Annotated in this window: 12 protein-coding genes; 7 read left to right on the top strand and 5 right to left on the bottom strand. The window is 59.9% G+C overall.

The annotated features are described in order from the left end of the window. The first annotated feature begins 218 nt into the window (after window positions 1-218). The 5 genes from LJD17_RS06335 (at window position 219) to asnB (ending at window position 7,532) form a co-directional block, all read left to right on the top strand. Window positions 219-1,751 (top strand): hypothetical protein, encoded by a 1,533-nt coding sequence (locus LJD17_RS06335; RefSeq protein WP_227383307.1) that lies wholly within the window; start codon window positions 219-221, stop codon window positions 1,749-1,751. Window positions 1,752-1,830: 79 nt separating this feature from the next. Continuing rightward, window positions 1,831-2,685 (top strand): AAC(3) family N-acetyltransferase, encoded by an 855-nt coding sequence (locus LJD17_RS06330; protein ID WP_227383306.1) that lies wholly within the window; start codon window positions 1,831-1,833, stop codon window positions 2,683-2,685. Continuing rightward, on the top strand, window positions 2,580-4,022 hold the full coding sequence (locus tag LJD17_RS06325) for a polysaccharide deacetylase family protein (protein ID WP_227383305.1): 1,443 nt from the start codon (window positions 2,580-2,582) through the stop codon (window positions 4,020-4,022). Before LJD17_RS06330 ends, LJD17_RS06325 begins: the two co-directional genes overlap by 106 nt. Window positions 4,023-4,074: 52 nt before the next feature. Beyond that, window positions 4,075-5,631, top strand: a complete 1,557-nt coding sequence (locus LJD17_RS06320; protein ID WP_227383304.1) for a glycosyltransferase — start codon at window positions 4,075-4,077, stop codon at window positions 5,629-5,631. A gap of 5 nt (window positions 5,632-5,636) precedes the next feature. Next, complete coding sequence (asnB, locus tag LJD17_RS06315; RefSeq protein ID WP_227383303.1) at window positions 5,637-7,532, top strand: asparagine synthase (glutamine-hydrolyzing); 1,896 nt, start codon at window positions 5,637-5,639, stop codon at window positions 7,530-7,532. A 137-nt stretch (window positions 7,533-7,669) separates the two neighbouring features. Here asnB and LJD17_RS06310 read toward each other — a convergent pair whose 3' ends face one another. Beyond that, window positions 7,670-10,447: an FG-GAP repeat domain-containing protein gene (locus tag LJD17_RS06310; protein ID WP_227383302.1), complete on the bottom strand. Its 2,778-nt coding sequence runs from the start codon at window positions 10,445-10,447 to the stop codon at window positions 7,670-7,672. A gap of 165 nt (window positions 10,448-10,612) precedes the next feature. Here LJD17_RS06310 and LJD17_RS06305 point away from each other — a divergent pair, with 165 nt between their 5' ends. After that, complete coding sequence (locus tag LJD17_RS06305) at window positions 10,613-11,044, top strand: HIT family protein (RefSeq protein ID WP_227383301.1); 432 nt, start codon at window positions 10,613-10,615, stop codon at window positions 11,042-11,044. Here LJD17_RS06305 and wecB read toward each other — a convergent pair. From wecB to LJD17_RS06285, 4 genes are all read right to left on the bottom strand, one after another. Further along, window positions 11,041-12,078, bottom strand: a complete 1,038-nt coding sequence (wecB, locus tag LJD17_RS06300; RefSeq protein ID WP_227383300.1) for a non-hydrolyzing UDP-N-acetylglucosamine 2-epimerase — start codon at window positions 12,076-12,078, stop codon at window positions 11,041-11,043. The genes LJD17_RS06305 and wecB overlap by 4 nt on opposite strands. A 55-nt stretch (window positions 12,079-12,133) precedes the next feature. Next, window positions 12,134-13,618, bottom strand: coding sequence for a glycerol kinase GlpK (gene glpK, locus LJD17_RS06295; protein ID WP_227383299.1), 1,485 nt, complete (start codon window positions 13,616-13,618; stop codon window positions 12,134-12,136). 32 nt (window positions 13,619-13,650) lie between these two features. Further along, window positions 13,651-15,171: a glycerol-3-phosphate dehydrogenase gene (locus LJD17_RS06290; protein ID WP_227383298.1), complete on the bottom strand. Its 1,521-nt coding sequence runs from the start codon at window positions 15,169-15,171 to the stop codon at window positions 13,651-13,653. Between the two features lie 77 nt (window positions 15,172-15,248). Continuing rightward, window positions 15,249-16,481, bottom strand: coding sequence for an MFS transporter (locus LJD17_RS06285; protein ID WP_227383297.1), 1,233 nt, complete (start codon window positions 16,479-16,481; stop codon window positions 15,249-15,251). 310 nt (window positions 16,482-16,791) lie between these two features. Here LJD17_RS06285 and LJD17_RS06280 point away from each other — a divergent pair, with 310 nt between their 5' ends. Then, on the top strand, window positions 16,792-18,249 hold the full coding sequence (locus tag LJD17_RS06280) for a DEAD/DEAH box helicase (protein ID WP_227383296.1): 1,458 nt from the start codon (window positions 16,792-16,794) through the stop codon (window positions 18,247-18,249). Window positions 18,250-18,278: the final 29 nt, after the last annotated feature.

Here is an 18,278-nt window from a genome sequence, read left to right as displayed (position 1 = left end):
CCAGAAGAGAAGCTGACGGGCCGAGGCATCCATGACATTCAGTGGGACTGCTGACCTCGATGTTGCGGCCCGATGCCGGATGGCCTAAGCCGACGCGAGTTGTGCGGCCGCGGCTTGGGGATAGAGTCGCTCGTTTGCCTTGTTCGAAGCCAGCCAAGTCATGCTCGCTCCTGGGTCGAAGACGCCGGAGCCGGTGACCGGATCAGCGGGTGCTCCTAATGAAACTGCTCGTCATTCACGATCTTCCGCCCGCGGCCAAGCTTCGGCGACAGACGATCAACCAGTCGTTTTTCTATCCCAAGTATCGGCCGGGCACTGAAACAATATTGCATTCGATCGGTGAGCCGATCGACGCGAGCCTGATCGATGGCAAGTACGATGTGATCTTTCTGGATCCGACGCTGCTGGCATGGCGGTGGGCAAGGCCGCGTTCGGCTCTAGCCAAGATGCAAGACGCCTACGGTTGGGTCGCCAAGCATCGCGCGCCCAAGATCGCTTTCCCGCAGGACGACTACGACCATCAGGCGATCCTCGACGAATGGCTCGCTTCCTGGGGCGTTGATATCGTGTGCACACCGCTGGCGAACTTTGAGGCCGTGCTCTATCCAAGGACGCGTACCAACGCGCTCATACAGCCATTCCTGACGGGCTTTATTGACGACATCGATCTGGAAATCGGGGCGCGGTTCGGCTCGAACCTTGCCGAACGCAATACCGATGTCGTCTACCGGGCCCGCCCATTGCCAGCGAATTTCGGGCGTCTGGGGCAGCTCAAGACCCTCGTCGCGGATAGGACCGGTGCCAGATTCCGAGAGGCCGGCTTCCGAACGGACATATCCACCGATCCGTCAGCAACCATCTTCGGCGGCCAGTGGCTCGAATTTCTCGGGTCGTCCAAATTCGTGCTCGGAAGCCCGAGCGGCTCGAGTGTCCTCGATGCGACAGGAGAGATCGGCGATTGCGTCGGCCGGTTCGTGGCTGTACATCCTCAAGCCTCGTTCGACGAGGTCTATGCCCATTGTGTCCCAGAGGAGGCTACACGCCATTGGATGGCAGCGATTTCGCCGCGATGCCTTGAGGCCGCTCTGACCCGCACGTGCCAAGTTCTGGTTCGCGGCGAATATGGTCCTCTTATGCCCAGCCAGCATTACATCGCGATCGAGCCTGATTTCTCGAACTTGGATGAGGTCATGGCGCGCATGAAGGACCTGAGTGAGGCCCAGCGCATCGCCGACAACTGCTATGCTTTGGTGACCAGCGACGCCTCTCTTCATTACCGCCATGCGGCCGACTTAGTCGATCGTGCTCTGGGGGCGATCGGGCGGGGCGCAGGGCAGGCAGTTCCGTCCGGGAGAGCCAACGTAAGCGTTGAACACATGATGGAGCAGCAGATTTGGTCCCGCTTGAGTGAAAAGCAGGCCTTAATCCAGGGGATGACCCAAGCTCTGGCCGCCGTGGCCGATGCGCCCATCGACGTATCCCGATTCTCAGAAGCGGTCGAAGTTCTCGGGGACCGGTGGGAGCGTCTTAATCGTGGATACCAAGAGACTTCTTCCGAATATCGCGCCTTTAAGGAAGTCACCTCCAAGCATATCGAGGATTTGGAAAAAGATCTCAACGAGTTGAAAGATAACTATGTTTCTTTGAGTGCGAAATACGAGGTTTTGTATACGCGTCCGATAGCTCTGGTTTCGCGGTTGCAGGAGATTCTCAAAGGGGAGTTGTTGCGACGGCTTAAACGATCGCCGTAGCTTGCTTCTTCGAAGGGTTAATTTTATGACTTTTTGAGCAAATGTGTGCATGGCTATGACCCAACTATTAGACCGGAAAATGCTGATTGAAGGCCTGGAGACGCTCGGACTCGCACAGGGTGACAGCGTGCTTGTTCGCGCGGCTGTCAAAGCCATGGGGCCAACGGAGGGCAGGGCTGCGACACTGCTGATTGAGGGGCTGCTGGAACTGCTCGGCCCGGAGGGCACGGCCCTCGGCCTGGCCTTTACGCCGGCCTATCCGTCCTGGGCCCGGAATCCCGACCATGTCTGGACTCCGGCGACCCCAAGCGCGACCGGAGGGCTCGCAGCTGCGATGGCCAGTTGGCCCGGGGCCGTCCGCAGCCAGCACCCGACCAACGGCTTTGTAGCGATCGGTCGCCATGCGCAGGACATGCTTGCGGATCATGACCACACCAAGCCTTGCTTCCATCCTATGAACAAACTTTTGGAGCGCAACGGCAAGATGATCCTGGTGGGATGCGTTGAATCGAGCCCTGGCTTCAGCACGGTCCACCTCGCTCAGGAGCACCTCGGCCTTTCCACCCAGACAATCCGACAGGGTCTGTTCGGGACCTATTTCGAGCAGGACGGCAAAGTCGAGTGGTTTGCTCGACTGGACGAGCCGGGCTGCAGCATGGGATTTTCCAAGTTCTACGCCGACTATGTCAGAGAAGGGCTCCTGCGAACCGCAATGATCGGCCAAGCCTATTCAATTGGTATCGACGCCAAAGCGGCATACGCCCTGGAGCGCGCGAAGCTTGAGAAGGATGTGACCGCGGCCCTGTGTGACCGACCGGAGTGCTTCGGATGCCGCGGAATTTGGAACTACAACAAGAAGGACTGGCCCGCTTATTGGGCGAAGGAGGGGGTACGCAAGGTGAAGAACCGTTTCCGTGCTCTCCGAATTGGCTGAAATCATCTAATGCGAAGATTCGGGGGCCGCTTCTGGCGGTAGACTTCCAAATGTCCTTTCAAGAGCAACGTCCAATTACAGAGGCTGCCCGCAGCCATGTTCGAGAGACGGTCCGTCAATGGCTGGGTGTGCGCAAGGACGATGCCTTGCACGTCCCCGAGATGCCGGACAATCTCGCACGCCTCTTTTTGCGTTGCGAGGAGTGGGAGATCGATTCCAGAGACCAGTGGGGCAACTTCGAACATGGTCTGGCGGACAATACGCGCCGGCGCACCCTGTGGATCCCGGAGGTGGACGAATGGGTGAACAGCATCCGCGCTACATTGCCGCCCAAGGTGCAGACCGAACCGCTCTGGCCCAACGGGCATAAGTTCGCCTTGTGCCTGTCGCATGATGTGGACGCGATCAGCACTCAGTACTCCGCCTTGCAGCTCCATCGGCTGAAACGGCGAGAATTGCTGGCAAAGTCGGTGCTCACAGGCGCCGATCGGTCCTTCCTGGCGGCCTTCGAGTCGGAGAGCTCACGCTTAGAGAGCCTGCGTCCCTCAGAGCGTCCCTCCTCGGCGGTGGAATCTATGGATCGATCGATCCAGATTGAGAAAGATTTCGGAATCAAGGGGTCCTACTTCTTCCCGATCTGGCCACCCAAGGTGGACAGCCCCTACGACTGCCTCTACACGGCCGATGACCAGTATACCTATCTGGGGCGTGTCATGACCGCGCGGGACATCATGCTGGAGCTCGCCGCTGAAGGCTTCGATGTCGGCCTGCATGGTGGCTATCACACGGCGCTGAGCCTGGAAAATTTCCTGCACGAAAAGCACCTGATCGAGGACGAGACCGGCTTGAGTATCACAACCACGCGCCAGCATTGGCTGCATTGGGATGCGCGTGTCACGCCCCGTATTCAGTTTCAGGCCGGAATAACTGCCGATTCCACTCTCGGCTACAACCGGAATATCGGCTTCCGGGCAGGAACGTCGAAGCCCTATTTCTTTTATGACGTGGGGACCGACGAGCAGCTGGATCTCGTCGAGCTTCCAATGGTCCTCATGGACGGATCGGTCTTCTCGACGATGGCTCTCGAACTCGATTTGCCCCGGGCCAAGCAGATTGCATTCGATCTAATTGATCGCATCATCGAGACGGGTGGTTGCGCATCGCTTCTCTTCCATCCGGAAAATCTTGCGAACCCGGCAACATACAGCCTCTATCGGGAGTGCACGGCCTACTGCATAGAGAAGGGAGCGTGGGGTGCTTCGCTCAAGCAGATCGAGAATTGGTGGCGGGACCGGACGGCGAAGCTGAATGCACAATCCCCCAGTACCGAACACTGATCTTTCCGAGGTGCCCTGCGGGGCCATGTCTGCCACGCAGAATGAGAGAATAATGTCAGCATCTCCAGTCGCGGATAAGAAGCCCACCGTTTGCTTCGTTTCGTTCTCGCCGATCGCGGATGACGCGCGCGTACGTCGGCACGGCGATGCGCTGCATGAGGAGGGATGGAGCGTCGTCGCAGTTGGGCTGCCGGGAGCAAAGTCGCATCCTCCAGCATGGGCGGTCATCGACCGTGTCGAGGAAGCGGCATCAGGCGCAGACGAAATCGATCTGGCCGGAACCCAGCTCCCCGAAGTCATCAGCGAGGAGGCGGTTGAGATTCCACGACCGCTCTCCCCCTCGCGACAGCATCTCGCGAGGCGGGTCGCAAAATTCGCGTACTGGCGGTCACGGTGGGTTGTTGGCCGCGTTGTCGGCCCTCCTGTGCGCAAGGCACGCTCTACCGCAGGTGCCTTCAAAGGGGCCGTCAAGGGATCGGTCGCACCTGGAACAACGACTGGACGTTTTGCGCGGGCTGCGATGCGCAGGGCGACGACGGCGGCCGACATCTTGCAGATGTCGTCCCTGCGTGCGGCGGGTGTGAGCAGAATCCTCCCGAATGTGCGAACCTGGCGCGAATTCATCCCTTACATAAGGCTGCTCAGAGCCCATGTTGACCGAGAGCATGCCTTGAAGATCTACTGGTCGTGGCCGAGCATGCAGGAGATGTATGAGAAGGCACGTCAGGTCGATGCGGACCTTTGGGTAGCGAACGACTGGTCGACCCTGCCGATCATCGCTCGTATTGTCGAGGAGAAGGGCGGAACCTATTTCTACGACAGCCACGAGTTCGCCACCGAGGAATACCCGAATAACCCCCATTGGGTTGCCTTCACGAAGCCGATCGCCAAGGCAGTGGAAGAGAAATTTATCCGTGGTTCGAAGAGACGGTTCTCCGTATCGCCCGGAATCGCAAAGGCCCTCAACGAACTCTATGCTCTGAACCCTCCCTGCGAGGTTCTCAGGAACATGCCCTTGCGGCAAGATCCGACGTTCCGGCCCACTGGCGACGTCGTTCGGGTTCTCTATCACGGCATCCTTTCGCCAGAACGGGGACTGGAGGCTGCGATAGAAAGCATACCGTTCTGGAGACCCGAGTTCCATCTCACGATCCGCGGTCCGGGCAACCCTGCCTACGTGGCTTCGCTCCGCAAGTTGATCCGCAAGATGGGGGTCAACGATAGGGTCACGATTGCTCCGCCCGTGCCCATGATCGAGCTTGTCAGGGCCGCCAAGGAGTTCGACGTTGGCTTCTTCGCGCTCCCTGACAATTCCCCACACAACAAGTTCGCTCTTCCCAACAAGTTCTTCGAGTACGTCAATTCTGGCCTCGCACTCTGTGTAACGAGCTGTCCGGACATGGCTGAACTCGTCGACCGCTACAATTTGGGCGTTCTCATGCCGACGACTGGTCCGCAGGACATCGCGGCAGTCGTAAACGCCCTCGATCGAGACACGATTGACTCCTACAAGCGGAATTCAATCGCCGCCTCTGAAGAACTGTGCTGGCAGGCCGAGCGCATGAAGCTGGTGCGCGCCTGTAACGAAACTCTGAAATTGGTCGGATAGTACTAATGTGCGGAATCTGGTTTTCAATCGGCGGTGCGCCTGATCCCAAATTCATCGACGTGGTTGCCCACCGCGGCCCGGATGGACGCGGCTGGCAAGTGTTTGAAAGTCCGGCAGGACCCGTCGCGCTGGGGCATCGGCGCCTTTCGATCATCGATGTTTCGGATGCCGGACTGCAGCCGATGGCCGATGCTACGGGCCGTTATCATCTGATCTTCAATGGCGAGATCTACAACTACGTCGAGATCAAGGCGGAACTCGAATCCAATGGCGTTCGCTTTCATAGCCATTCCGACAGTGAAGTGCTGCTTCAGGCATACATTCAGTGGGGCGAAGAGTGTCTGAACCGCTTCCTGGGAATGTTCGCTTTCGCGATCTGGGATGCCCGCGACAAAATCCTGTTCGCTGCGCGTGACCGGTTCGGTATCAAGCCTCTCTATTTCCACAATGGCCGCGACATCGCGGGCTTCGGTTCTGAGATCAAGCAGGTGCTCGAGCTTCCAGGCCTGGAGCGTCGCCTGAACTTGGCACGGACGTACGACTACCTCTACTCCGGTCTGACCGATCATGCGTCGGATACGATGTTCCTAGGGGTTGACCATGTCCGGCCCGGCGAGTGCCTCACGCTGGATCTGCAAACCTGGCGCCCTGGTCAATCGTTGCCGATCCGGCGCTGGTACCGGCTGCCCGAATCCGGATCGCTCAGGATGTCTGAAGGCGAGGCGGCTCAGCGGTTCCGTGAGCTGTTCGAGTCCGCGGTTCAGATACACCTGCGCTCCGATGTGAAAATTGGCTCCTGTCTGTCGGGAGGCCTCGACAGCTCGGCGATCGTTGCGCAGATCGATCGTGAGCTTGCCGGAACGGATGTCCGCCTCAACACTGTAAGCGCTTGCTTTGATGATCGAGCGGTGGATGAGCGGCCTTTCATTGATACAGTCGTACGGGCCACGAACGCGATCTCACACAAGACCTTCCCCAACTATGCAGATGTGCTCGACGCAGCCGCGAAGATCACCTGGCATCAGGACGAGCCCTACGGTTCAAGCAGCATCTTCGCGCAATGGTGCGTTTTCCAAGAAGCGCATTCGCAAGGCATCAAGGTGATGCTAGACGGCCAGGGAGCCGACGAGATTCTCGGAGGTTATCACGGAAGCTTCTTCTACCATTTCCGGGGACTGGCGCGCGAAGGGCGTTATGGGGAACTGCTCCGGGGAATGATCGAGAGACGGATCTACAACGGCGTTGGATTCGCAGACCAGATCAAGCTGCTCGACTGGCCACGCAACGCAGCGCGTCTGCTCCGGGCGCGCGCGAAGCCCGCCAGTGCTCCGCCGACCATTGACTGGCTCGGTTCTGACGTCTGGGGATCCGAACTACGCCGGATCAGCCCCTTCGATGCGCTCGTTGCACGCGAAGGTCTACCTCAGGTAAACTCGATCGGCTCGCTCTGTCTGGCCAGTATGACGTCTAATCTTCCGATGCTTCTACATTGGGAGGACCGGAATTCGATGGCCCATTCGATCGAGGCGAGGGTGCCGTTCCTCGATCATCGCCTCGTCGAGTTCTGCATAGGTATCGGTGATCAACACAAGATCAAGGGCGGGGAAACCAAACGCGTCATGCGCAGGGCACTTGGAGACGTTCTGCCACCGCAGATTGCCAAGCGACGCGACAAGATCGGCTTCGCAGCTCCCGAACAGACCTGGTACCGCGGACCTCTGCGCGAAGCCATGCTCGCGGGTGTCGAGGAGACATTGTCCCGTTTCGGTCCGCTCTTTGACGCTACTGAAACACGCCGTCTGGCGCGTGAAATGCTGGACGGCACACGTCCCGTTGACTTCACGATCTGGCGCATCGTCAATCTTGGGATTTGGGGCAAGACGTTCGGATTGGCCGCCTGACGTCACGCAGCTGATCGCCCGATGGACCGAAAGACCGTCCGGGAGCTTGGAATGGCTCTCGGAGGTCGGGCTTGCCGGTGCATGCGGGGTCATGGAACAGAGCCCCTGGGAGAGGCGCGTCTCTCGAATTCGAGCCTTTAGGCAAACAGAATATCATCCGATCCGAACCCGTGGACGCCAAGGACACGGAACGTATCCGAAATCTTCATCGAAGCATTAGCAACTGTCCATGTGTCGCCGCTGTTGGAGATCGAAATGTTACTCTTCTCGCCATAGCCCTGGAGCACGAGAACGTCGCCATTCGCGCCGGACCCGGTGAAGTCCAGAATAGTGTCGCCGTTGGCCTGACCAGCCTCCATGATGAAGTAGTCTTTGTCCTTGTTGCGCGTTCCTACGCCGAGGTAGGTCCCGGAAACTTTCGTCTGCTTGTCTGTCACGACAAAATCGTCTCGGCCGTCACCATTGTAGTCGCCTGGAGTGATCAGACTCGAGAGATCGAAAGGAGCGAAGGACTTCGTCGGTGAGAAGTGGTTTCCACTCGAGAGCAGAACAGTCGACACTCCCTGGATATCGTCGGAACTCCCCACCAGATCGTCCCGTCCGTCGCCATTGACATCAGCCACGAGCCAACCCGTCTTCCCGGGAGCGTGGGTGCTCCATACCCCGGCGAAGTCGAAGCTCGATCCGTTCGAGAGGAGAGCTTCCGTTTTATGTGTGCTCTGGCTGTAGCGGGCGATGTCGGTCTTTCCGTCTCCGTTGAAATCGCCAACCTTCCAGGATGTTGCACTTTTCGATCCCGTCCAGACGGTCGGAGTCCCGAAGCCGCTGCCGTTAGACAGCAGGACCTCGGGACCGCTGTCCCGATTGCCTCGGAGGAGATCGTCCTTTCCGTCGCCGTTGAAGTCGCCCACGTACCATTGATTGTGGTGGGCGAGCCCGTCGGCGCTCCACATTGTTGGCGCTCCAAATTTTGTGCCGTCGGAGAGCGCGACCTCCGCGCCGTAGTGGCCCCCTCTAGAGGGCAGATAGCGCAACACGTCGTCCTTTCCGTCGCCATTGAAGTCACCGACGTACCAGGCCGTGTCCCTGGGTCCACTCAATGTCCAGTTTCCCTGGCCGACAAATTTTGAACCCGTGGAATGGAAGACCTCGGCGGGACTGCCGGTTTGTGTGCGGATTAGGTCTTCGCGGCCGTCGCCATCGAAGTCACCTGCTTTGAGGGACCAAGCTCCCCCCTTTGGCGTGCTCCAGTTGATGGGTTTGTTCGTGAAGCCGTCGCCGGCCAACAGGTCAGCTCCTGCGCCGCCGTAGATCTTATCGACAGCTTGAACTTTACCGATAGCGGAAGAAGGCTGTTTCCCGAAGAGATATGCTTCTCCTTGCGGTGTCGCCCAGTGATGAACTCCTTGAACGTATTTCTTGATATCGTCAGGCGTCTCGAACCAAAAAAGCATATTCCCGGTACGGAAATTTCCCTCAGCAAGGGCAGAGAGCACTTTAGAGCGCTCTGTGTCCAAGTCGCCCCGCCAATAGGTCGACTTCAGTGATGATCCGGCGACAGATTCTCCTGCAGCGAATGTGTTGAAATCACTGATGATCGCAACGTGACCCAGGGTCGGGTCAACGATCAGGGATTTTTTGCCGACATCGCTGATCATCAGCTGAACGTCGAGACCGGTTGCTTCCCCATACCATCCCACCATTGAAACGTCGGGACCCTTGTAGCCGACGGCATAATTCTGACCTGGAATCATGAGTTTAAAGAAATTCCAGGCGAGCCCAGTCATGCTTGGTGCATCAAGGTCATCTGATGCTAGGGCTTCACCGAATGTATAGGCCTTGGTCGTGCCGGACCTCTTCATATCGTGAACGAGGGTAGAGGCAAAGGCGAGCCGAATATAAGACTCCGGAAGTTGGCTGAATGCGCTCCCGAGGAACGCTTTGAATTGGGTCTTGTATTTGACATAGACTGATAAAATTACATTGGGATCAGCTTTAGCGGCGGCGAGGTCATCAACGGAAACGAATGCACCGCTCCGCGCCCTCTCGATTAAGCCAGGAATAAGCGTTTCCTCAGCGCGAGACGTGCCACCGAAAATGATATCATCGCCACTTGATCCAATGATCTGATCGCTTGAAGCAGAGCCGGTAAACGCATCGCTGTAGCCCCCAGCATGAAATTTGAAAGTGTCATGAAACGGAATGAGAGACTTGTTGTTCGTCACACCATACGTCGCAACTTCCGCCTGAGGAGTTGGAAGCCGGGCGCTGGTCCCGCCATATATCTGATCGCGATCTGAGTACTCATACCAGTAGAAGAGATGGCCTGCGCGAAAGTTGCCATGTGTATAAGCATCCTGAACGCTACTTGCGAATTCTTCGACCTCTGATCCGCTCGGAGTCAAAGCGTTGGTTCGCCAACCCAAAAAGAGCTGGTCTTCCTTCGAGATGCCTATGCCGCTCGTTAGATGGTTGATTCCGTTGTTGAGAACCAACCCCATGACGGTCGGATCGACCATAAGCGTTTGAGAGCCGGGTTTAGAGATCAGCAGTTCTGCATGACCGCCTACAGGGCTCGAATTCCACCCTAAATGGACAACGCTCGACGCTGACGACGGTGAAAGCTCCTCATATAAAAGCCATGAGAGGTCGCAGTAGTTGGAACACATTAGTTCCTTTTCCTGCAGAAGGCCCTCAAGTGTCCGCGAAGATGATGGTCCATAGGGCGCGCTTTCATAAGCGAACTGAGCGCTAAATATAAGCTTTATATAATCTTCCGGGAGAGCGCCGAATTTACTTCCTAGATACGCTTTAAATGAATTTCTTGTTGCTTCATAAAGGCTGTGGAAGCGTTCTGGATTGGATTTAATGCTTTGAATTACTGATGTTGAGAAAAAAGCCATTTTCAGAACCATGAGTTACATAACGGAATATCGTTACGTAATAAGGCCCGGACAAGTGAAATGCAATACCATTATATAATTCGAAGTGATGATTCTGGAGGCACTGGTCGGCTATTGGCGACCAGGGACGTTCTCGACTAAGAAGGTTCGGGTTGGTTCACGGGACAAGCCCGGGGGATGGCAATGGCAGAGTATGACGAAGGAAACATCTTCGCGAAGATATTAAGTGGCTCACTTCCTTGTCATAAGGTCCTTGAGACAGACCAAGCACTAGCCTTCATGGATATCATGCCGCGAGGAAACGGGCATGTTTTGGTCATTCCCAAAACCAAAGCGCGCAATCTTTTGGACGCTGAGGCCGCGGATCTTGCAGAACTTATCAAGGTCGTTCAGGTAGTTGCGAGAGCTGCTAAGACTGCGCTTAATGCCGACGGAGTGACGGTGCAGCAGTTCAATGAAGGCGCGGGTGGGCAAGTGGTGTTCCACCTTCACTTCCATGTGATTCCGCGCTTCGAGGGCATTCCATTGAAGCCCCACACTGGCGAAATGGAAAAGCCGCACGTTTTGGCCGAATACGCGGAAAGAATTCGATCAGCACTGCCCGTCTAGGCCGCTAGTAACTCAGCAATTCGTCCGCTGCTCTTACCGTTCCCGTATTCTAATATGTCACGGCGCGGGGCGTAGGCATCCTTTCGCCAAAGCCTATTCCAGCCGGCCTCGATCGTCTCCACCCACTCCGTCTCGTCGCGCAGTGTCACGCAAGGAACGCGGTGAAAGTAGGCCTCCTTCTGCAATCCGCCGGAATCGGTGAAGACGCCGGCGGAATTGTGCGTCAGCCATGCCATGTCGAGATAGCCGAGCGGGTCGATGAGGCGAACACCTTTCGGGGTCAGCCCGCTCTTCTCCATCAGCTTGCGGGTCCGCGGATGGACCGGCATGACGATCGGCATTTCCTTCGCGCGATCGGATAGCCACTGCATCACCTTCGCGAAGCGTGCGGGATCGTCCGTGTTCTCAGCCCGATGGATGGTGGCGACCGCGTAGGTCTTCGGACTCAAATCGTGGTTCTCAAGGATACGCGAACGTCCTTTCGCGCGCTCGACCGCCGCGAGCGTCACGTCGTACATGACGTCGCCCACATGGTGCACACCCTTGGTGATACCCTCGTCCTTGAGGTTATCCACGGCGGTCTGCGTCGGGCAGAACAGGAGCGTACTCAGGTGGTCCGCCACGACACGGTTGATCTCTTCGGGCATGCGCCGGTTGAAGGAGCGGAGGCCTGCTTCCACGTGCGCAACGGGAATGTGGAGCTTTGCCGCCGCAAGAGCGCCCGCCACGGTCGAGTTCGTGTCGCCGTAGATCAGCACCCAGTCGGGCTTTTCCGCGATCATCACCTCTTCGAGCTTTTCCAGCATTCGGCCGGTCATCGCGCCGTGTCCGAGGCTGTTGACCTCCAGATTGTGCTTCGGCGGCGGAATGTCCAATTCCTCAAAGAAAATATCGGACATGGCCGCATCGAAGTGCTGCCCCGTGTGAACCAGGATTTCCCGAAAGCCGCCGTGCGCGAGGAGCGCATGGCTGACGGGAGAGGCCTTGATGAACTGAGGCCGCGCTCCGACAACCGTCAAGACAGTTCGTGACATCAAGCTCGCCTTCCTTTGGGTCGATGCAGCTCAGATTCAATCCCTGCAGGGATCGCTAATTCCAGTCGAGCGAGCGCTCGACGACTTTGCACCAATGGGCGTAGAGACGTTCACGCGTCGCGGTGTCGAAGCTTGGTTTCCAACGCTTGTCTACGGCCCAGTTGCTGACGAGTTCGTCCGTTCCAGCCCAGAACCCCGTGGCCAGTCCGGCGGCGTAGGCCGAGCCCAGCGCCGTCGTTTCGATGACCTTCGGGCGCACCACCGGCACGTCGAGAATATCGGCCTGGAACTGCATCAGCAGCTCGTTGACCACCATGCCGCCGTCCGTGCGCAGCTCCTTGACGCCGATGCCTGTATCCTTGGTCATCGCGTCCAGCACCTCGCGGGTCTGGAACGCGGTGGCTTCCAGCGCGGCGCGTGCGATATGGCCCTTGTTGGCAAAGCGCGTAAGCCCGCCGATCAGGCCCCGCGCGCCGGCATTCCAGTGCGGCGCATAAAGGCCGGAGAAGGCCGGGATGATCGTGACGCCGCCATTGTTCTCGACACTGCGGGCCAGCGGTTCGATATCCGTGCTGGCGGCGATGAGACCGAGATTGTCGCGCAGCCATTGCACCAGAGCACCGGCGATGGCGATCGAGCCCTCGAGCGCGTAGACCGTCTTCTTCTGTCCGAAACGATAGGCGACGGTCGTCAGCAGGCCGCAGGTGGAAGGGTAGGGAGTCTCGCCGGTGTTCATCAGCATGAAGCATCCGGTTCCGTAGGTATTCTTCGCCTCGCCCGGCTGGAAGCAGGCCTGCCCCACGAGCGCAGCCTGCTGGTCGCCGAGAATTCCGGCAATCGGTACGCCTTTCAGCAATCCGATCGCCTCGCCGTAGATTTCGCTCGACGAGACGATGGTGGGAAGGCAGGCGGCGGGGATCGTGAAGAGGTTCAGGATCTCGTCGTCCCAGGCGAGCTTGCGCAGATCCATGAGCTGGGTGCGGCTGGCATTGGTGACGTCCGTGATGTGGCAGCGTCCGCCGGTCAGGTTCCAGACCAGCCATGTGTCGATGGTGCCGAACAGGACTTCGCCCGCTTCCGCCTTCTGCCGGGCGCCCGGAACATTGTCGAGCAGCCAGCGCAGCTTCAGGCCGGAGAAGTAGCTGGTGAGCGGAAGGCCTGTCTTGTCGCGCAAACGGTCCGGGCCGCCCTCCTTGGCGAATTCCGCCACCAGGGGATCGACACGGGTGTCCTGCCAGACGAGCGCATTGTACAACGGCTTGCCGGTGGCCTTGTCCCAGATCAGCGTCGTCTCGCGCTGGTTGGTGATGCCGATGGCCGCAAGATCCGTCGGCTTGAGACCCTTCTTCGCCAGGGCCTCCTCGATCACCGCCAGCGTGTTGCCCCAGATCTCGAGCGGGTCATGCTCCACATGGCCCGGCTCGGGATAAATCTGAGCGTGCTCCTTCTGTGCGACCGAGACGATGCTGCCGCCGCGGTCGAACACGATAAAGCGCGTGCTGGTCGTGCCCTGGTCGATGGCACCCACGTAGTGAGCCATGATGCTTCCCCCGAAACTGATGCCGTTGGATCTTACTGGGCGGCGACGGTGGTCGCCTTGCGTTGATCGAGATACGCGTCGATCCTCGCCGGCGCGCCCGCCGGCACGTGAAGACCGAGCTTGGAGCGCCGCCAGAGAATATCCTCGGCCGTGCGGGCCCATTCGCGGCGAACCAGATAATCCACTTCCGCCGCCGTCAGGCCCGCGCCGAAATCTTCTCCCAGGTCGGCCATGGACTTTGCCGCTCCGAGCAGTTCTTCCACACGGGTTCCGTAGGCGCGGGACAGCCGGTGAGCGAGGGGATCGGGCAGGAACGGCCAGCGCGCCTTGACGCCGGCGAGGAAGCGATCGAAATCCGCGTCCGGCATGTCGCCGCCGGGCAGCTTCGCCGTTTCCGTCCAAGCCGGCTTCATGGCCGGGAAGAACGGCTTCAACTCGTCGAGCGCGTGCTCGGCCAGCTTGCGGAACGTCGTGATCTTGCCTCCGAAGATCGACAGGACCGGCGCTTGTCCATCAGGACGGTCGAGATCGAACACATAATCGCGGGTCACGGCGGATGCGTTGATCGAGCCGTCATCGAACAGGGGGCGGACCCCCGAATAGGTCCACACCACGTCGGCCGGTGTAACGGCGCGCTGGAAGTGATGATTGACGACGTTGCAGAGATACTGGATCTCGTCGTCGCTGATCGTGACCTTCTTGTCCGGTACGGCTTCGACCGGAATGTCCGTGGTGCCCACGAGGGTAAACTTGCCCTGATAGGGGATGGCGAACACGATCCGCTTATCGGTGTTCTGCAGAATGAAGGCCTGTTCCGTCTCGAACAACTTCGGAACCACAATGTGGCTGCCCTTCACGAGGCGTACGCTCTTTTGCGTATTGAGGCCGAGCTTCGCGTTGAGCACGTCCGCGACGAACGGACCGCCCGCATTGACGATGACCTTGGCCTGGATCTCCGTTGTCTCGCCCGTTTCCACGTTCTGCAAGGTCGCGACCCAGCTGCCCCCGTCGCGGCGCGCGGATACGAGCTTGGTCCGAACCCGGATATCGGCGCCACGTTCCGCCGCATCGAGGGCGTTCAGGGCCACCATGCGGCTGTCCTCGACCCAGCAATCGGAATAAACGAAGGCCGTATCGAAGCCGGGCTTGAGGGCCTTGCCCGCCGGATGCCGGGTCAGGTGGATGGTCTCCGTTCCGGGCAGGCGCTTGCGGGGCGCGAGATGGTCGTAAAGGAAGAGGCCCAGGCGGACGAACCAGGCCGGCCGGATGCCTTTCTCATGAGGCAGGATGAAGCGGAGCGGCCAGATGATGTGAGGGGCGGCCTCCAGAAGGCGCTCCCGCTCGAAAAGAGCTTCCCGCACGAGACGAAATTCATAGTATTCCAGGTAACGCAGGCCGCCATGGATCAGCTTGGTGCTGGCGGACGAGGTGTAGCCGGCGAGGTCGCCTTGCTCACAAAGAACTACGGAGAGGCCGCGGCCCCGCGCGTCGCGGGCAATGCCCGCGCCGTTGATGCCGCCGCCTACAATCAGAAGATCTGTCACTGTCGTCACGAAACGCGTCTTTCCTTCAAGCCGGATCGTCCGGCTTCCTGCAAATGTTTCCTTTAGCCGGGCAAGGCAAGAAAAATCTAAAATTCGTCTGCGGCTCTTGGGGCCAGGGCGAGGTTTAGCACAAAAGTGCCGAGGGCGCAGAAGGCCATGATGAGGCAGGCGGCGAGCACGGCCCCGTAACTGCCCCACCAGGCCCACAGGGCGCCGAAGGCGAAGGGAGCCGCCGCCATGGCGATCCTGACCGGGGTGGCGATCATACCCTGGATGGCCCCGTAATTCTCGCGGCCGAACAGCTCAGGAGGCAGGAGGGCGCGGACGATCGTCATCATTCCGTTCGAGGCGCCGTAGAGCCCGGCAAAGACCGCGATCAGCCAGGAACCGGCAGGGATGAAGGGCAGAAGGACGAAGGCGAGGACGTTCAGCACCATCGTGATCACCCCGAGGGCGCGGACGCTGACGGCCCGCTCTCCGAACGCCGTGCAAAGCCGGGCCGCGACCTGCGCCGGGCCGATGACCGAGAAAGCGGCCACCGCCGAATCGAGGGTGAATCCTCTCTCGATGAGCAGCGGGAGCAGATGCAGAGGCACTCCCGTGGAGATCATACCCTGGGCCACCGAGGTCGCCACGAAGCACCAGAAAGAGGCTCTGCGAAGAAGGTGCCGGGGATTGCCCGTCGCCTCGCCGGGATCCGGCCGAGATCGAGGAAGCTTTGCGCGGCCTTCCGATGGCGGAATCACAAGGGCGTGGAATCCTGCGCAGATGAGGAGATTGAAGCCCGCCAGCACGAGAAGGGCGTTCCGCCAGCCGAAGGCGTCGATCAGCAGATGAGTCAGAGGGATGAAGACCGTGCTGGCAAAGCCGCCGACCAGCGTCATGGCCGTGATGCCGCGCCGGGCGAGCAGCCCGAGACGGCGGGCCAGAATGGCAAAGCCCGGCTCGTAGAGCACGGCGCTCATGGCGGCGCCGAGTCCCAGCCAGATCAGGACGAACGCCGGATAGCTCTCGACCCACGACCACACCAGGAAGAGGGCCGCGGCCAGAACGGAGCCGCCGGTCATCACCACCCGGCCGTATCCGCGATCGATCAGGCGGCCGACCGGGACGGCAAACAGGGCGGAGGATCCCAAGGCCAGGGAATAGGCCGCCGTCAGCGCGGATTTGGACCAGCCGAGCTCCTGTCCCATGGGCTCGATGAAGAGCGCAAACGCATAAAAGATCGTCCCGTAGGAAACGAGCTGGGTCAGAGACAGGGCGGAGACGAAGCCCCAGGGCATGCGATCGGGCGAGGACATGGATGAGGGACCGGCCATCCCAGACCGATCCTACCTTCGGGACTGCCGTTCGTGAGACGGCTAAGGCTTTATGTCAGCCATTGCGGTTGACGAACAGGCCCCGAACCCTCATATGCACAGGGACGGCGTCAGCGCTCCTCCCGGAGCCGCTTGAGTGGGGCTGCGTGACGGATATCCACCTTTGTGGAGACCCCGGCCCCCTTCTTCAATCGCTTGACCGTACGATAGCCCCATCACGCGGGTTGTCGCCCCGAGCCCAAGCAAAGCGCCTTTCCAATGGCCGGTCTTGCCTTGCGGCTCCCCGCAACTGTTCGAAAGATCGAAACCCTTGACCCTTTTTTCTGATTTTGGATTGGCTCAGCCGATCCTGAAGGCGCTGACGGCTGAAGGCTATGAGAAGCCGACCCCGATCCAGGCGCAGACCATTCCCTATGCCCTCGAAGGCCGCGACGTCTGCGGCATCGCCCAGACGGGAACCGGCAAGACGGCCGCCTTCGCCCTGCCGATCCTCCATCGCCTGGATGGCGAGCCCCGCGCCCGCATTCGCAAGAGCTGCCGGGTCCTGGTGCTCAGCCCCACCCGCGAGCTCGCCGGCCAGATCGCCGACAGCTTCCGGACCTATGGGCGCCATCTCAAGCTCACGACGTCGGTGGTGTTCGGCGGCGTCACGATCGGCAAGCAGGAGCGTGAGCTTGCGCCGGGCGTCGACATCCTCGTGGCCACGCCCGGTCGTCTGCTCGATCTCGTGGACCGCAAGGCCGTGAGCCTGCGGGATGTGGAGATCCTCGTTCTGGACGAGGCCGATCAGATGCTCGATCTCGGCTTCATCCATGCCCTGAAGCGTATCGTCACCCTCTTGCCGAAGAACCGGCAGAGCCTGTTCTTCTCGGCAACCATGCCGAAGACCATTTCGACCCTCGCGGATGCGTTCCTGCGCGATCCGGCGAAGGTTGCCGTGACGCCCGTGGCCACCACGGCGGAGCGCGTGGAGCAGAAGGTCATGTTCGTGGCGACCGGCCGCAAACAGGCGCTGCTCGAAATCGTCCTGCAGGACAAGGCCATCGACCGCGTCCTGGTCTTCACCCGGACCAAGCATGGTGCGGACAAGGTCGTGCGCTCGCTTGAAAAGGCCGGCATCGCGTCCGCGGCCATTCACGGCAACAAGTCCCAGCCGCAGCGCGAGCGTGCCCTCGCGGCGTTCCGTAACGGAACTTGCCGCGTTCTGGTGGCGACCGACATCGCGGCGCGCGGCATCGACGTCGAGGGCGTCAGCCACGTGATCAACTACGACCTGCCGAACGTGCCGGAATCCTATGTGCATCGCATCGGCCGGACGGCGCGAGCAGGGGCCGACGGTCTTGCGATCTCGTTCTGCAACGACGAGGAGCGCGCGTACCTGAAGGATATCGAGAAGCTGACCCGGATGCAGGTTCCGGTCGAGAAACTTCCCGAGGGCTTCTCGGCGGGACCCATCGGCGGCGAGCCGCAAGGGGAAGTCCGCAAGCCGCAGCAGCGTTCCCGTCCGGCGCCTCATGCCCGTGGGCATCAGGGGCATGGCCAATCGCGTGACGTTGCTCCCAATGCCGAGCGCGGACCCAAGCGCCGTCGGCGGGGCGGACAGAAGCCCGCGGGAGCTGGCCCGGCAGGGGGCAATCAGCGCCCGGCGCAGGGTGCACAGGCTCAAAGCCAGAGGCAGCCGCAGCAAGCACGTCCGGACCAGTCCCGGAACGATCGCCGTCGCGACGGCGCACAGGTGGCGTGGCTTGAGAAAGGCCCCCGTCGCTGAGCGGCGATGCTGGAATATTCGAAGAAAAG

This window comes from Microvirga rosea (assembly GCF_020595095.1).
Taxonomy (GTDB): Bacteria; Pseudomonadota; Alphaproteobacteria; order Rhizobiales; family Beijerinckiaceae; genus Microvirga; species Microvirga rosea.
This window is presented reverse-complemented; position numbering and strand designations above follow the sequence as displayed.

Bases quoted from the DNA above. Each gene is read 5' to 3' on its own strand.
- LJD17_RS06335 (WP_227383307.1), top strand. From the start codon at position 219: ATGAAACTGCTCGTCATTCACGATCTTCCGCCCGCGGCCAAGCTTCGG.
- LJD17_RS06330 (WP_227383306.1), top strand. From the start codon at position 1,831: ATGCTGATTGAAGGCCTGGAGACGCTCGGACTCGCACAGGGTGACAGC.
- LJD17_RS06325 (WP_227383305.1), top strand. From the start codon at position 2,580: ATGCCGCGGAATTTGGAACTACAACAAGAAGGACTGGCCCGCTTATTG.
- LJD17_RS06320 (WP_227383304.1), top strand. From the start codon at position 4,075: ATGTCAGCATCTCCAGTCGCGGATAAGAAGCCCACCGTTTGCTTCGTT.
- asnB (WP_227383303.1), top strand. From the start codon at position 5,637: ATGTGCGGAATCTGGTTTTCAATCGGCGGTGCGCCTGATCCCAAATTC.
- LJD17_RS06310 (WP_227383302.1), bottom strand. From the start codon at position 10,447: ATGGTTCTGAAAATGGCTTTTTTCTCAACATCAGTAATTCAAAGCATT.
- LJD17_RS06305 (WP_227383301.1), top strand. From the start codon at position 10,613: ATGGCAATGGCAGAGTATGACGAAGGAAACATCTTCGCGAAGATATTA.
- wecB (WP_227383300.1), bottom strand. From the start codon at position 12,078: ATGTCACGAACTGTCTTGACGGTTGTCGGAGCGCGGCCTCAGTTCATC.
- glpK (WP_227383299.1), bottom strand. From the start codon at position 13,618: ATGGCTCACTACGTGGGTGCCATCGACCAGGGCACGACCAGCACGCGC.
- LJD17_RS06285 (WP_227383297.1), bottom strand. From the start codon at position 16,481: ATGGCCGGTCCCTCATCCATGTCCTCGCCCGATCGCATGCCCTGGGGC.